General features: G+C 52.0%; 14 protein-coding genes. All 14 read left to right on the top strand.

All coding sequences use genetic code 11. The annotated features are described in order from the left end of the window. The first annotated feature begins 169 nt into the window (after positions 1 to 169). The 14 genes from T320_RS07990 to cysK all read left to right on the top strand — a co-directional run bounded on the left by T320_RS07990 (position 170) and on the right by cysK (position 14001). Positions 170 to 490 carry a YezD family protein gene (locus T320_RS07990; protein ID WP_037354647.1) on the top strand — a complete coding sequence of 107 codons (321 nt, stop codon included), beginning with the start codon at positions 170 to 172 and terminating at the stop codon, positions 488 to 490. A gap of 167 nt (positions 491 to 657) precedes the next feature. Then, positions 658 to 1686, top strand: coding sequence for a sulfate ABC transporter substrate-binding protein (locus T320_RS07995; RefSeq protein WP_037354649.1), 1029 nt, complete (start codon positions 658 to 660; stop codon positions 1684 to 1686). Between the two features lie 18 nt (positions 1687 to 1704). Further along, positions 1705 to 2529, top strand: coding sequence for a sulfate ABC transporter permease subunit CysT (gene cysT / locus T320_RS08000; protein WP_037354651.1), 825 nt, complete (start codon positions 1705 to 1707; stop codon positions 2527 to 2529). A gap of 350 nt (positions 2530 to 2879) precedes the next feature. After that, entirely contained in the window at positions 2880 to 3443 is a 564-nt protein-coding gene (locus tag T320_RS08005) for a peptidoglycan recognition protein family protein (protein ID WP_037354653.1), read from the top strand. Between the two features lie 185 nt (positions 3444 to 3628). Then, positions 3629 to 4210 (top strand): lipid-binding SYLF domain-containing protein, encoded by a 582-nt coding sequence (locus T320_RS08010; RefSeq protein ID WP_037354655.1) that lies wholly within the window; start codon positions 3629 to 3631, stop codon positions 4208 to 4210. 254 nt (positions 4211 to 4464) lie between these two features. Beyond that, entirely contained in the window at positions 4465 to 5352 is an 888-nt protein-coding gene (gene cysW / locus T320_RS08015; protein WP_037354657.1) for a sulfate ABC transporter permease subunit CysW, read from the top strand. Continuing rightward, positions 5342 to 6415, top strand: a complete 1074-nt coding sequence (locus T320_RS08020) for an ABC transporter ATP-binding protein (protein WP_037354659.1) — start codon at positions 5342 to 5344, stop codon at positions 6413 to 6415. The genes cysW and T320_RS08020 overlap by 11 nt, the downstream gene beginning before the upstream one ends. A 16-nt stretch (positions 6416 to 6431) precedes the next feature. Continuing rightward, the gene (locus T320_RS08025) at positions 6432 to 8108 is read left to right on the top strand and encodes an adenylyl-sulfate reductase subunit alpha (protein WP_037354661.1); all 1677 of its coding nucleotides are present in this window, start codon (positions 6432 to 6434) and stop codon (positions 8106 to 8108) included. Then, complete coding sequence (locus T320_RS08030) at positions 8105 to 8416, top strand: indolepyruvate ferredoxin oxidoreductase subunit alpha (protein ID WP_037354663.1); 312 nt, start codon at positions 8105 to 8107, stop codon at positions 8414 to 8416. The genes T320_RS08025 and T320_RS08030 overlap by 4 nt, the downstream gene beginning before the upstream one ends. A 17-nt stretch (positions 8417 to 8433) precedes the next feature. Further along, positions 8434 to 9255 (top strand): sulfate adenylyltransferase subunit CysD, encoded by an 822-nt coding sequence (cysD, locus tag T320_RS08035; protein WP_231465869.1) that lies wholly within the window; start codon positions 8434 to 8436, stop codon positions 9253 to 9255. Then, entirely contained in the window at positions 9255 to 10679 is a 1425-nt protein-coding gene (locus tag T320_RS08040) for a sulfate adenylyltransferase subunit 1 (protein ID WP_037354665.1), read from the top strand. Before cysD ends, T320_RS08040 begins: the two co-directional genes overlap by 1 nt. Before the next feature lie 36 nt (positions 10680 to 10715). Next, positions 10716 to 11579 (top strand): 4Fe-4S binding protein, encoded by an 864-nt coding sequence (locus T320_RS08045; RefSeq protein WP_037354667.1) that lies wholly within the window; start codon positions 10716 to 10718, stop codon positions 11577 to 11579. A gap of 185 nt (positions 11580 to 11764) precedes the next feature. Beyond that, a complete protein-coding gene (locus T320_RS08050; RefSeq protein ID WP_026760263.1) occupies positions 11765 to 13048 on the top strand; it encodes an O-acetylhomoserine aminocarboxypropyltransferase/cysteine synthase family protein in 1284 nt (427 codons plus the stop codon). A gap of 20 nt (positions 13049 to 13068) precedes the next feature. Then, positions 13069 to 14001 carry a cysteine synthase A gene (cysK, locus tag T320_RS08055; RefSeq protein ID WP_037354670.1) on the top strand — a complete coding sequence of 311 codons (933 nt, stop codon included), beginning with the start codon at positions 13069 to 13071 and terminating at the stop codon, positions 13999 to 14001. The last annotated feature ends 359 nt before the right edge of the window (positions 14002 to 14360 follow it).

Below are 14360 nucleotides of genomic sequence, written 5' to 3' on the forward strand. Positions count from 1 at the left end.
AGCTGGCAAGAAATACATTGTGCAGATTGCGAAGAATAAATTCGTCTAGACAAGGCGGAGGATTGAGACATAGCGGTGCTATGTCGAATGACGACAACGCAGTATAGGCGAATTTAGGCGAGTAAGATGGACAACTTATTTCTTGCCAGCTCCCAAAGGAGAGATGTATATGAAGGATGTACCTGTTGATGTATTGAATTACATTATGTCGGTTTTACGGGGTCTGTACTTCGGGGAAGTGGTACTGATTGCCCAGAATGGTGTTCTGATTCAGGTGGAGCGTACCGAAAAGATGCGTGTGCATCCCTGGCAGGGCATTCCCAAACCTGCGGAATGGTCGGCGGATACCGAGCGGAATCTGCGCCGTACTATTGAGCGGGAACTGGCCAGCCTTTATTATGGGCGCTTGAGCATCATCGTAAAACAGGGTACAGTTACCCATTTTGACCGTTTGGAAAAACAGCGGTTTATGGATGGCGATGGAATTTGACAAGTCAATTTGACATGTCAATCTGACTTGTCAAACGTCAACTGAATATGCATTGAACTGACCAAAAAAATTGGAGGTTCCACAGATTGCTGATAACAGGCAGTTGGTGGAGCCTCTTTTTTATATATGTAAGCAATTATCTATTTATTATGAGGGAGGTCATCTTTATGAAATGGTGGAAAACGGCAAGTGTGGCATTAGGAATACTAACGGCGATAGGTTTTGCCGGCTGCGGCAATGAACAGGCGGCAAATAATGCGGACAGCAAGGGGGCAGGGGAATTTTTGAATGTGTCCTATGACCCGACGCGCGAACTCTATGCCGAATTTAATCAGGTGTTTACGGAGGAATGGAAGAAGGAAAGCGGTCAGAATGTGGAGTTCCGCCAGTCCAACGGTGGTTCCGGCAAGCAGGCCCGCTCGGTTATTGAAGGCTTGGAGGCGGATGTGGTGACGCTCGCTCTGGCGTATGACGTGGACGAAATCGCGCAGGCGGGGCTTATCGACAAGGATTGGCTGAAGAAGTTTCCCGATAACTCCGCACCCTATACTTCGACCATTGTCTTCCTTGTGCGCAAGGGCAATCCCAAGAACATTCACGACTGGGATGATTTGGTACGGGATGATGTGAAAATCGTCACGCCGAATCCAAAGACTTCCGGCGGTGCCCGCTGGAATTACTTAGCGGCCTGGGAATATGCCCGTCAGAAATTTAACGGTGATGAAACGCAGGTCAAGGGCTTTATCAAAAAGCTGTTCCAGAATGTGGTGGCACTTGATTCTGGTGCCCGTGGTGCAACGACCAGCTTTGTGCAGCGCGGACAGGGCGATGTGCTGATTGCCTGGGAAAATGAAGCTTTGATTACGCTGAAGGATTCGCCGGATTATGAAATCGTGGCGCCGTCCCTGTCCATTTTGGCCGAGCCGTCCGTTGCGGTGGTGGATAAGGTCGTGGACAAGAAGGGCACCCGCAAGGTGGCTGAAGCCTACATCAACTATCTCTATTCCGAAAACGGGCAGGAAATTGCCGCCAAGAATTTCTATCGTCCGCGCAACAAGGCTGTATTTGAAAAATACAAGGGCCAGTTCCCAGAACTCAAGCTTTTTACCGTTGATGATGCCTTTGGTGGCTGGACGAAAGCCCAAAAGGAGCATTTTGCCGATGGCGGCACCTTTGATCAGATTTATCAGAAGTAAGCGTAAGGGGGAAGTGTTATGCTGAGACTGGGGCAGGTTATTCCGGGCGGCGGGTTCGCCTTGGGGATTGTGTTTTTCTATCTGTCGTTGTTGATTTTCTTGCCGCTGGGGGCGTTTGTGCTCTATGCCAGCGGCATGAGCGGGGAAAGCTTTATCCGGCAGGTGACGGATTACCGTATGGTGCATGGCTATATGCTGAGCTTTGGCTGTGCATTGGCGGCGGCTGTGATTAATGCCGTATTCGGTTTGCTCTTGGCCTGGGTGTTGGTGCGCTATGATTTCCCCGGCAAGCGGCTGATGGATGGGCTTATCGACCTGCCCTTTGCCCTGCCGACGGCAGTGGCAGGCATCGCACTGACTACGCTCTATGTGGAAAATGGCTGGCTGGGCCAGTTCTTCTATGCCGCAGGCATTCCGTCGGCGTTCTCGGCGGTGGGCATTACGATTGCGCTGATTTTTGTGGGTATACCCTTTGTCGTGCGCAGTGTCCAGCCGGTGCTGCGGGATTTGGACGGCTCTTTGGAGGAAGCAGCAGCCATTATGGGGGCGGGGAAATTTTTGACCTTTCGCAAGGTGATTTTCCCGGAACTTGTGACACCGCTGATTAGCGGCTTTGCGCTGGCCTTTGCCCGGGGGATTGGCGAGTATGGCAGCGTGGTTTTTATCGCGGGGAATATGCCCTATGAAACGGAGATTGCGCCGTTGCTCATTATGACGAAGCTGGAGCAGTTTGATTATCAGGCGGCTGCGGCGGTGGCGATTGTGATGTTGGGGATGTCATTATTGGTGCTGCTTATCTTGAATGGGTATCAGCATTATCGGCTGCAACGATTAGGAGCATAATGAACGATACGTTAAGGGACAGTAGTGGCTCGGCGCAGGTGCTTACTTTTTGACCTGCGCGCAAATGGCTCCCTCGGTTGTGCCGTTGACTTAGGGGGATGCTCCGGTTACCACGTCGCGGCTTTCAGTCGTTTACTTAGACTTTTTCTTAGCGGAGCCAGCCTTTGGCAGTGCGCTCCGGTCAAAAAGCAAGCACCTGCGCCAAGTTACGTTTCGTAAAGACGTTTCTTGGTGCGGGTGCTTTTTTGTGCTTAAATGGTTGGTGGCAGGATTTGGTTTTGGTGGGGGCGAATCTTGTGATATAAGCAAAGTGATGAAGTATGCGTGACTTTTGGTGAGGAGGATTGACGATGAACAGGCGGGAGTTTTTGTGTTTGGGAGCGGCCTGTTTGCTTGGTGTGGTAGATGGGCAGAAAATCGTGGAAGCTTCTTATTATGAGCCGATGATTTATAAGCGTTTTTTTCAGTTTACGGAATACGAGGAACGGCCGGTCACAGATGCTTTGGTCATTCACCATACGGGCTTTCCGGATGTGGATAAGGATTCAACGGCGGCAGCTATTCATAAATTCCATCAGGAGGAACGGAAATGGGCGGGGATTGGCTATCATTATCTGATTCGCAAGGATGGCATGATTGAGCAGGGGCGGCGCCCACGGGCAATTGGTGCGCATGCACTGGGGCATAATAAGCATTCCCTGGGGATTTGCCTGGCGGGGAATTTTGAAATCGGCAAGCCGACGGAAGCGCAGATGGATTCGGTTAAGGAACTTTGCCGCTGGCTCTGTAAGAAATATGGGCTTGACCCAATGGAAAAGGGCGTGATTGTGGGGCATCGGGATTTGAATGATACGTTGTGTCCGGGGAAGAATCTTTATAGGCGGCTGGGGGAGATTCGGAGATTTTGCGTATAAACTGATAAGCTACTAGGTGCGATGGCGCAGGTGCTTACTTTTTGGCCTGCGCCAAGATATGTTTGTTACCAGTATTTTTTCTGCCGTTTTTCTGACGGATTGGTGGCAGGATTTATTTGTTTGGGTGGCGAATTTTTAGGGCAAATCGATTTGGGGAAAATATGATTAATGAGGAGGCGTATGTGATGAAAAAAATGTTTACCTTGCTGATGGCTGCGTTGTTGGTCTGCCTGATGACGGCTACTTCGTTTGCGGCGACCAGTCAGGAGAAAATCGACAAGGAGCGGGCGGAAATTGATAATCTGTCGGTACAGGCGCTGCATAATCTCTATGAAAAAGTTCCTTCTGCCGAAAATGTCATCAATAATTGCTACGCTTATGCGACTTTGAGCAATACGGGCATGAAGCTTGGTTTGTTCGGCGATGCACATGGCAGAGGCTTGGCGGTTAACAATACCACAGGCGAAAAAGTCTACATGCGGATGAAGGAATTGGGACTGGGGATTGGTCTCGGAATAAAAGAGTATGATTTGATTTTTGTCATTGGCACAGAACAGGCCTGGAAAACATTTATCTCCGGGGATATCAAATTTGCCAGCTCGGCAGATGCTTCAGCCAGTGACGGACAGGCAGGTGGTGCGGTAGAAGGTGCCTCGATTGCTGCCAATGGCATCTGGGTGTACCAGATGACGAAAAAGGGCCTGTCTCTAGATGCTTCCATCAAGGGAACAAAAATTTATGCCGATAAAAAACTGAATAAGCGGTGAGCGGAAAATTTATTTGGCAAATTCTCCTTACACCTATTGACATAATAGGTGTAATAATGTAACATAAAGTCATCGCCAAAGAGTAGCGATGATAAAAAGTGTAAATCAGGTTGAACTGACCAAAAAAATTGGAGGTTCTGCAGATTGCCTGTACGGGTGATTTGCGGAGCCTCTTTTTGTTATGCTGACTGGGGGGAGCGTTATGAGCATGTGGAATAAATGGGAGCTATTGGCAGAGTCAGGAGGTGTGGCTGATGGAACTTGTCAGCAAATTAGCAAGTGTTAAAGCAAAAGAAAAACTTGCAAAGGGAGCCTGGCAGGAATCGCTAACCAAGTGGTCGTTAATTTTTGTTGGGGCGGCGTTTTTGGTGGTGATGATGGTTCTGCCGCTGGTGCTTATCGGCGTGGAAGCGCTGGCTAAGGGCTGGGCGGCTTATATGCGGGCTATCAGCGAACCCTTTGCCCAGAAGGCTTTATGGCTGACGGCGGAAGCTACAATTCTTGCGGTACTGTCCAATACCGTGTTCGGGCTGGCGGCGGCGTGGCTGCTGACGAAGTTTGACTTCAAGGGCAAGAGTCTTTTGGGGGCCATTATTGATTTGCCCTTTGCGGTATCGCCAGTAGTAGCGGGCTTGTTCTTTATCATGCTGTTTGGCAGGTTAAGCCCGTTCTATGACACCTTGCAGGCGTATCAGGTGGCAGTGGTGTTTGCGGTGCCGGGGATTGTGCTGGCGACCATCTTTGTGACTTTGCCGTTTATCGCGCGCAGCATTGTGCCGGTGATGGAGGCGCAGGGGCGGCAGGAGGAAGAAGCGGCGGCGCTTATGGGCGCCAGCGGCTGGCGGATTTTTTGGCAGATTACCCTGCCGAATATCAAATGGGGCCTGCTTTACGGCATTATCCTCTGCAGTGCCCGCGCCATGGGCGAGTTCGGGGCTGTTTCGGTGGTGTCCGGTCATATCCGGGGCAAGACCAATACCCTGCCTTTGCATATTGAGATTCTCTACAATGAATATAATTTTACGGCGGCTTTTGCTGTAGCCTCGATTCTGGTGATTTTGGCTGTGGTGGTGCTGATCTTACGCAATCTGGTGGAATGGCGGCTGACGAGAGCGGAAAGGACTGGTGAACATGAGTTATGAAGTAGAACTGAAACATATAGAAAAATATTTTGGCCGTTTCAAAGCGGCAGATGATGCAAGCTTTGGTGTGGAAAAAGGACAGCTGGCCGGGCTCCTGGGGCCTTCCGGCAGTGGCAAGACCACGCTCCTGCGGATGCTGGCGGGGTTAGAACAGCCGGATAAGGGCGATATCTGGATTGCCGGGCGGCGGGTCAATAAGATTCCGGCGCGGGAGCGGGGCATTGGCTTTGTGTTTCAGAATTATGCGCTGTTCCGCCATATGACGGTGCGGGATAATCTCGCCTTTGGCCTGCGGGTGCAGAAGGTGGATGGTCACACCATCAAGGTGCGAACAGATGAACTTTTGGAGCTTACGGGGCTTACAGCAGTTGCCAAGCGTTATCCACAGCAACTTTCTGGCGGTCAGCGGCAACGGGTGGCCTTTGCTCGGGCGCTGGCACCCAATCCAAAGGTCTTGTTGCTCGATGAGCCCTTTGCGGCCATTGATGCCAAGGTGCGCAAGGAGCTTAGAAGCTGGCTGCGGGAGGCGATTCATAATTTGGGCATTACGAGCCTGTTTGTGACCCATGACCAGGACGAGGCTGTGGAGGTGGCGGATAAAATCATCATCGTCAACAAGGGACGCATTGAGCAGGCGGGCAGTCCTGTGGAAATCTATCAGTCACCACAGACACCGTTTGTGGCGGATTTTATCGGCGAGTCTGTGAAGGTGGAGGACTATACGCGCTTTAAGGGCTTTGGGGACGAGAGTGGTTCGGCAGGCGCGCATCAGGGTATTATCCGGCCAGAGTTTATCGAGCTGGCCAAGGACGAAAGAGAGATTTCTTTGCCGCTAGGCGCCGAGCAGGGTGTGGTGAAGGCTACCTATTTCCGGGGCAGCAATATGGCTGTGGATATCGAGGTTCGCGGACAGATTTTGCGGGCGGCGCGCAGTCTCGAAAAGGAACCCTTGCAGGTAGGGGATAAGGCGCTGGCTTTTATCCATCGTATATACAGTTTGGAGGCCGGGCAGACGCGGATTATCGAAAACCGTGCCAAGCGGCAGGAGTCCGTAGTGATTTGATAAGGCAGATGAGGATATGAATGTACGAGAAGAACAGGCGGATATTTTGCTTATTGGCGGCGGGGCGGCGGGCTGCTATGCGGCGCTTACGCTGGGCGAAAAACATCCGGAATTAAAAGTCCTGCTGGTGGATAAGGCCAATATCAAGCGCAGCGGGTGCCTTGCAGCAGGAGTCAATGCGCTGAATGCCTATATCACGCCGGGGCATACACCGCAGGATTATGTGGATTATGCCAAGGAAGACGCGGCAGGCATCGTGCGGGAGGACTTGCTCCTGACCATGAGCGAAGGGCTCAATGAAGTAACCGCCAAGCTCGAAAAACTGGGGCTGGTGCTCCAGAAAAATCCCGATGGCTCTTATGCCGCGCGGGGCTGGCGCAATATCAAGATCAATGGGGAAAATATCAAGCCGCTGCTGGCTAGAGCGGTACTTGACTTGTCAAATGTCAAAGTCCGAAATCATGTCAATATCGTGGATTATCTTGTAGTTGGTGGTCAGGTGTGCGGGGCCTGGGGAATTGACTTAAAACAGGAAGAAATCGTGCTCTTTACCGCCAAGGCGGTAATCTGTGCCACGGGCGGGGCAGCAGGGCTTTACCAGCCCAATCATCCCGGCACTTCCCGCCATAAGATGTGGTACAGTCCTTTTAACACCGGCGCAGGCTATGCCATGGGCTTGCGGGCAGGGGCGGAAATGACCACCTTCGAGATGCGTTTTATCGCCCTCCGGTGCAAGGGGACAGTCGCGCCAACCGGCACGATTGCACAGGGGGTAGGCGCGCCGCAGGTCAACTCCCGCGGTGAAAAGTATCAGGGAAAATATGGCAATACCACGGCGCAGCGCCTTTGGGCGGTGGTCAAGGAAAATCTGTCCGGCCATGGCCCCTGCTATCTGGCTACGCGTGGAATCAGCGCGGAGCAGGCGGCGGCTTTGGAACGGGCCTATCTCAATATGGCGCCCGCGCAAACGCTGTTTTGGCGGGAGAGTGGCCTAAGCCCGCAGGAATTTGATGTGGAAATCGAAGGTTCCGAGCCTTATGTGGTGGGCGGTCATACTGCCAGCGGCTATTGGATTGGCGCTGACCGGTCAACGACCCTGCCGGGACTCTTTGCGGCGGGGGATGTGGCGGGCGGCTGTCCGCAAAAGTATGTGACGGGTGCCTTTGTTGAAGGGGAGATAGCCGCCGAATCTGCGGCAAGATTTGCGGCTAAGCCGGCAACGAAATTGGATTTAGTTCGCATAAAAGATACGATTATCAGGCAGGTACAGCATTTTAGCGGCATAGCTGCAGAGAGACCCTATACGACCGAAAGTCTCGAAGAAGCCATGCAGCAGGCTATGGATGAATATGCCGGCGGCATTAAGACGCATTACGGTTATAGCGAAAGTTCCCTGCAGATTGCCGCCAAGCATATCGAGCGTCTGCAAAGTCTTAGTGACAGCCTGCGGGCGGCAGATGCCTATGGTTTGCTCAAGATTTTTGAACTGCGGGAACGGCTGCTCGTTTGCCAGACGCTTTTGGCGCATCTGGCAGCGCGCAAGGAAACCCGCTGGCCGGGCTTTGCCGAGCATTTGGATTATCCGGAGACGCGCGACGAGTTCAAGGTATTTATCAATTCGCGATTAGAAGATGGGCAGATTCAGATTATCCGCCGTCCGTTGAACGTGACGGCAAGGGAGGCGGTCGGATGAGTATCGCCATCGAGAAAAATAAATGTGTAGGCTGTGGCCAGTGCACCGAGGTATGTCCGGGAAATCTCCTGCAGCTCCGTGCGGGAAAAGCCGTTATCCGCGAGGTGCGGGACTGCTGGGGCTGCACCGCCTGCGTCAAGGAATGCCCGCGCAAGGCCATTTACTATTATCTGGCGGCGGATTTGGGCGGCCGCGGCGGGCGGCTCTATGCAGAGAACAATGAACAAGAAATCAAATGGCAGATGCAGTGGCCGGACGGCAGCCAGGAGGAAATCGTCACGGCGAAGCAGGAAGCCAATCAATATTAAATAAACGGGGGAGCGTTATGGTACAAGCAATGGAAATAGCAGATAAATTAGACAAGCTGGAAGCAGAAAGCATTTATATTTTACGGGAAGCCTACAAGAAATTGGGCAAGCTGGGGATGTTATGGTCCATCGGCAAGGATTCGACGGTCCTTCTCTGGCTGGCGAAAAAAGCCTTTTATGGTCATTGCCCCTTTCCGTTTATCCATGTGGACACCAAGCACAAGATTCCGGAAATGATTGCCTATCGTGACCGGGTGGCAAAGGAATTGAACTTGGATTTAATTGTCCATACCAATCAGGCGGCCATTGACGCCGGCATGGGACCGGACAAAGGACGGCTGGCCTGCTGTCAGGCATTAAAGACCGAAGGGCTCAAGCAGGTGGTCAAGGAATACGGCTTTGATGGGCTGATTGTGGGTGTGCGTCGCGATGAGGAAGGTTCCCGCTCCAAGGAACGCGTGTTCAGTGAGCGCAAGGAGGACGATGCCTGGGATTATGCCAACCAGCCACCGGAACTTTGGGACCAGTTCAAGACGGATTTTCCGAAAGGCCATCATATCCGCGTCCATCCATTGCTCGCTTGGAATGAGTTGGATATTTGGGAGTACATCCGCCGGGAAAATATTCCCATTATCGACTTGTATTTTGCCAAGAACGGCAGGCGCTACCGTTCGTTGGGCTGTGCCTGCTGCACGGGGCAGATTGAGTCGGAGGCGGACACGCTGGATAAAATCATCGAGGAATTAAAGCATACGACCACCAGCGAGCGGGCCGGGCGCAAGCAGGATCAGGAGGATTCCTATGCGATGCAGAAACTGCGGAAAGAGGGGTATATGTAATGGGGAAAGCATTAGAACAAAAAGAAGCAGGGCTGAATATCATTGTCGTGGGACATGTAGACCACGGCAAATCCACGGTCATTGGCCGTCTGCTTTACGATACGGATTCTTTGCCGCAGGGAGCCATTGACAAGGTCGAAAAAATCGCGCATGATACGGGCAAGCCCTTTGAATACGCCTATCTGTTGGATGCCTTTGAGGAAGAACAGCAGCAGGGTATCACGATTGACACCACCCGCATTCAGTTCTCTACCGCGAAGCGCGATTATGTGATTATTGATGCACCAGGCCATAAGGAATTCTTGAAGAATATGATTTCCGGCGCGGCAGGTGCCGAAGCGGCGCTCCTGATTGTCGACGGCAAACAGGGCGTGCAGGAACAGAGCCGCCGCCATGCTTATATGCTGAGTTTGCTTGGCATCAAAAAGGTCTATGTGCTGGTCAATAAGATGGATTTGGCAGGTTATGCGGAAACGGCCTTTGTCAAAATCAAGCATGATATGGGGGCGTTCCTGGCGGAACTAGGGATTTATCCGCTCAAGTATATTCCCGTATCCGGCCTGCAGGGGGATAATATCGCCAGCAGGTCGGCACAGATGCCGTGGTATCAGGGCGAGCCATTGTTGGAAGCCTTAGACCTGTTGGAAGGTGAACAGGCGGCAGTTAACCGCGCTCTGCGCCTGCCGATTCAGGATGTGTATAAATTCGATTCCCGCCGCATCATTGCGGGCCGGATTGAAGCAGGACAGTTAGCCGTAGGCGACGAAATCGCCATTTATCCCGGCGGCCGCAAGACCAAAGTTGTGGCCTTTCCCTATTGGCAGGAAAAAGACCAGCGCACACAGGCTTTTGCCGGTGCGTCCACAGGCATACAGGTGGCCGATGAATTCTTCAATCAGCGGGGCGAAATCATCACGCGGGCGGGCGATACGCCGCCGCTTACGGGCAAACGCCTGCGGGTGTCTCTGTTCTGGCTCGGCAAAAAGCCTTTGCAGCTCAATCGCCGTTATAAGCTAAAACTCGGCACGCAGGAAGTGGAAGCACAGGTGGAAAGCATTGAAAAGCTTATCGATGCATCAAGTCTTGACCAGCGGGCGGCGGATACCGTCAAGGAAATCCGCCTCAATGATGTGGCAGAGGTTATCCTGAAACTCAAAGAGGAAATCGCCTTTGACCGCTTTCAGGACTATCAGGCAACAGGCCGCTTTGTACTGGTGGACGGCTATGATGTGGCAGGCGGCGGCATTGTGCTCGCGGCAGAGAAAGAAGCGCATGGTGAGTTCTCCCAGAAGGCAATGCGCTATATCATGAACCATTTGCCGCAGAATGGCGAACTTATCGTCGTGGTCAAAGATGGCGAAATCGTGCGCCTCGAACGCACCGAACGGGAAGTCTTCAGCGGCATAGACGGCGAAGGGATTTAGGGGTATACTTAAAGAAAAAATAGGAGAGCTGATACTATGGCATACGATTACAAGGAGCTCAAGGCGCACGGCTTTATGCAGCAGAAACAGCCCGGCTGTTTTTCCATGCGCCTGAAAAGCGTGGGCGGCAAGTTCACTGCTGCCCAGCTGCAGACCGTGCAGGAAGTAGCGGAAAAATTTGGCGAAGGCTATGTGCATCTGACTTCCCGTCAGGGCATTGAGATTCCCTTTATCAAGGAGCAGGATATCGAGGAAGTCAAAAAGGCTTTGGCAGCGGGCGGCCTTGCCACAGGCTTTTGCGGCGCGCAGGTGCGTACGATTACCGCCTGTCAGGGCAATGCCGTCTGCCGTTCGGGGCTTATCGATACGGCAAAATTGGCTGAAGAATTTGCCGAGCGCTATGCAGGCAAAATGCTGCCGCATAAGTTCAAGGTGGGCTTTACGGGCTGCCATAACAACTGCCTGAAGACCGAGGAAAACGATATCGGCATCAAAGGCGGTGTAAAACCCGTCTGGCAGAAGGATAAGTGCAAGCTCTGTGGTGCCTGCGTAAAAATCTGCCCGCGCGGGGCTTTATCCATTGACCGCGAAAAGGGCAAAATCCTTTGGGACAGAAAGAAATGCTATTTCTGCGGCAAGTGCACCAAGGGCTGCAAATTCGAGGCATTTGAGAAAAAGACCGGCTTTGTCGTGTCCTTTGGCGGGCTCTATGGCAACCGCATTGCCATCGGCAAGAAGATTGTGCCGCTGATTTACGGTGAGGATAAACTGCGCAAGGCCCTGGATGCGGCCCTGGATTACTTTGAACAACACGCCAACAAAGGTGAACGCTTCCGCAATATGCTCGACCGGATTGGCTGGGAGGAGTTTACGCAGATTATCCGCGAGAGCCAAAAATAATTTTTTGAAAAACTATTGACATAATAGGTGTAACACTGTAATATATAGACATGCCAAAAACATTTGGCATACAACCTAAAAAGAGAAAAGAACTGACCAAAAAAATTGGAGGTTCCAGAAGCAAGACCCTTGGCATGAAGGGAGCTTTTGGAACCTCTTTTTGATGATGAAAGGGGATTTTATTTATGAGCCAGTACAAATTTGAAACCTTACAGCTGCATGTAGGACAGGAACAGCCGGACCCGGCATCGGATGCGCGTGCAGTACCTATTTATCAGACTACTTCCTATGTATTCCGCAACAGCCAGCATGCGGCTGATCGTTTTGGCCTGGCTGATGCTGGTAACATCTACGGCCGTCTGACCAACTCCACGCAGGATGTGTTTGAAAAACGCATCGCTGCTCTGGAAGGTGGTACGGCAGCTCTGGCCGTTGCTTCCGGTGCTGCAGCCATCACTTACACGATTCAGGCTTTGGCAGCAAATGGCGGTCATATCGTTGCGCAGAAGACGATTTACGGCGGCACGTACAATCTGCTGGCGCATACGTTAACGGAGTTTGGTGTGGAAGCTACCTTCGTCGATGCTCATGACCTTGCCGAAGTGGAAGGCGCCATCAAGGAAAATACGAGAGCCATCTATCTCGAAACGCTCGGCAATCCGAACAGCGACATTCCCGATATTGACGCCATTGCGGAAATTGCCCATAAGCATGGTCTGCCGCTCGTCATCGACAACACCTTTGGTACGCCGTATCTGATTCGTCCGCTGGAACATGGTGCGGATATCGTGGTTCACTCGGCGACGAAATTCATCGGCGGTCATGGCACGACATTGGGGGGCGTGATTGTCGATGGCGGCAGCTTTGACTGGAAGGCCAGTGGCAAGTATCCGGGCATTGCTGACCCGAACCCCAGCTATCATGGCGTATCCTTTGCCGATGTGGCTGGCCCGGCTGCCTTTGTAACCTACGTAAGAGCCATCCTACTGCGTGACCTGGGCGGTGCGATTTCTCCGTTTAATGCCTTCCTGCTCTTGCAGGGCGTGGAAACCCTTTCCCTGCGTCTGGAACGCCATGCCGAGAACACGAAGAAAGTCGTGGAATTCCTGAGCAAGCATCCGCAGGTGGCCAAGGTTAACCATCCGTCTCTGCCGGATCATCCGGATCATGCGCTCTATGAAAAGTATTTCCCGAACGGTGGTGCATCCATCTTTACGTTTGAAATCAAGGGCGGCAAAGAAGCAGCTTGGAAGTTTATCGACAATCTGGAAATATTCTCCCTGCTCGCCAATGTAGCGGACGTCAAGAGCCTGGTCATCCATCCGGCATCCACGACGCATTCCCAGCTGACGGACGAGGAACTGGCTGACCAGGGCATTTCCCAGAGCACCATCCGCCTCTCCATCGGTACGGAACATATTGATGACATCATTGCAGACCTTGAAAAAGGTTTTGCTGCTGCCAAATAACGACAAGGAGGTATTTTGTCATGGCAAAGATTTACAACAGTGTAACAGAGCTTATCGGCAATACGCCGCTCTTAAAAGCAAATAATTTCATTGAAGCAAATGACCTGCAGGCCAATATTCTGGTCAAGTTGGAATATCTGAATCCAGCCGGCAGTGTTAAAGACCGCATTGCCAAAGCCATGATTGAGCAGGCCGAAAAGGAAGGCAAAATCACCAAAGACACGGTGATTATCGAGCCGACCAGTGGCAATACGGGCATTGGGCTGGCCAGCTTTGCCGCAGCCCGCGGCTATAAGGCAATCCTGACCATGCCGGAAACCATGAGCGTGGAGCGCCGCAATCTCCTGAAGGCCTATGGTGCACAGATTGTGCTGACCGATGGCGCTAAGGGCATGAAGGGGGCCATTGCCAAGGCCGAAGAACTGGCAAAAGAGACGCCGAATGCGTTCATCCCCTCCCAGTTTACGAATCAGGCAAACCCGGCTATTCACGAAGCAACGACCGGACCGGAAATCTGGCAGGATGCGGATGGCAAAGTCGATGTCTTTATCGCTGGTGTCGGCACAGGCGGCACGCTTACGGGCGTAGGCCGTTATCTCAAAAAGCAGAATGCAGCTGTGCATGTCGTGGCCGTCGAGCCGGAAAGTTCGCCGGTACTCAGCCAGGGCACGGCCGGTCCGCACAAGATTCAGGGCATTGGTGCAGGTTTTGTACCGGAAACGCTCGATACTAAGGTCTACGATGAAGTCCTGCCCATTAGCAATGAAGATGCCTTTAAGTATGGTCGTCAGTTTGCCCATAGCGAAGGCGTGCTGGTCGGTATCTCCGCCGGTGCAGCACTAGCGGCCGCTGTTCAGCTGGCCAAGCGTCCGGAATTTGCGGGCAAGAACATTGTGGCTCTGCTGCCCGATACGGGTGATCGCTATCTTTCCACAGAACTCTTTAATGACTAAAGCAAGGATATTGAAAATCGCTGGCTCGTTCCAGCGATTTTTAATTTATAACAAGAAATTTATTTTTTTAAGAAAAAGTGTTGACAGACAGGACTGACTCGTGTAATATAATACAAGTCGCCAGGAGCGAGAGCGGAAAACACAGTTCAGCAAGCCTTGACTGGCAAGGGATTGTAAGTGATTGCTTTCGAGTTTTGACAAAAAAGAAAATTTCAAAAAGTTCTTGACAAGTCAAATCCGATGCGATAAGATAAATGAGTCGCTTGAAGCGAGAGCCGATAACGACAAAACAGATTGTTCTTTGAAAACTAAACAATGCAAATAATCATGCAACATGATTAAAGCCAGATGTTTGAGAA

The organism is Selenomonas sp. FC4001, assembly GCF_000701565.1.
Taxonomy (GTDB): Bacteria; Bacillota; Negativicutes; order Selenomonadales; family Selenomonadaceae; genus Selenomonas_A; species Selenomonas_A ruminantium_B.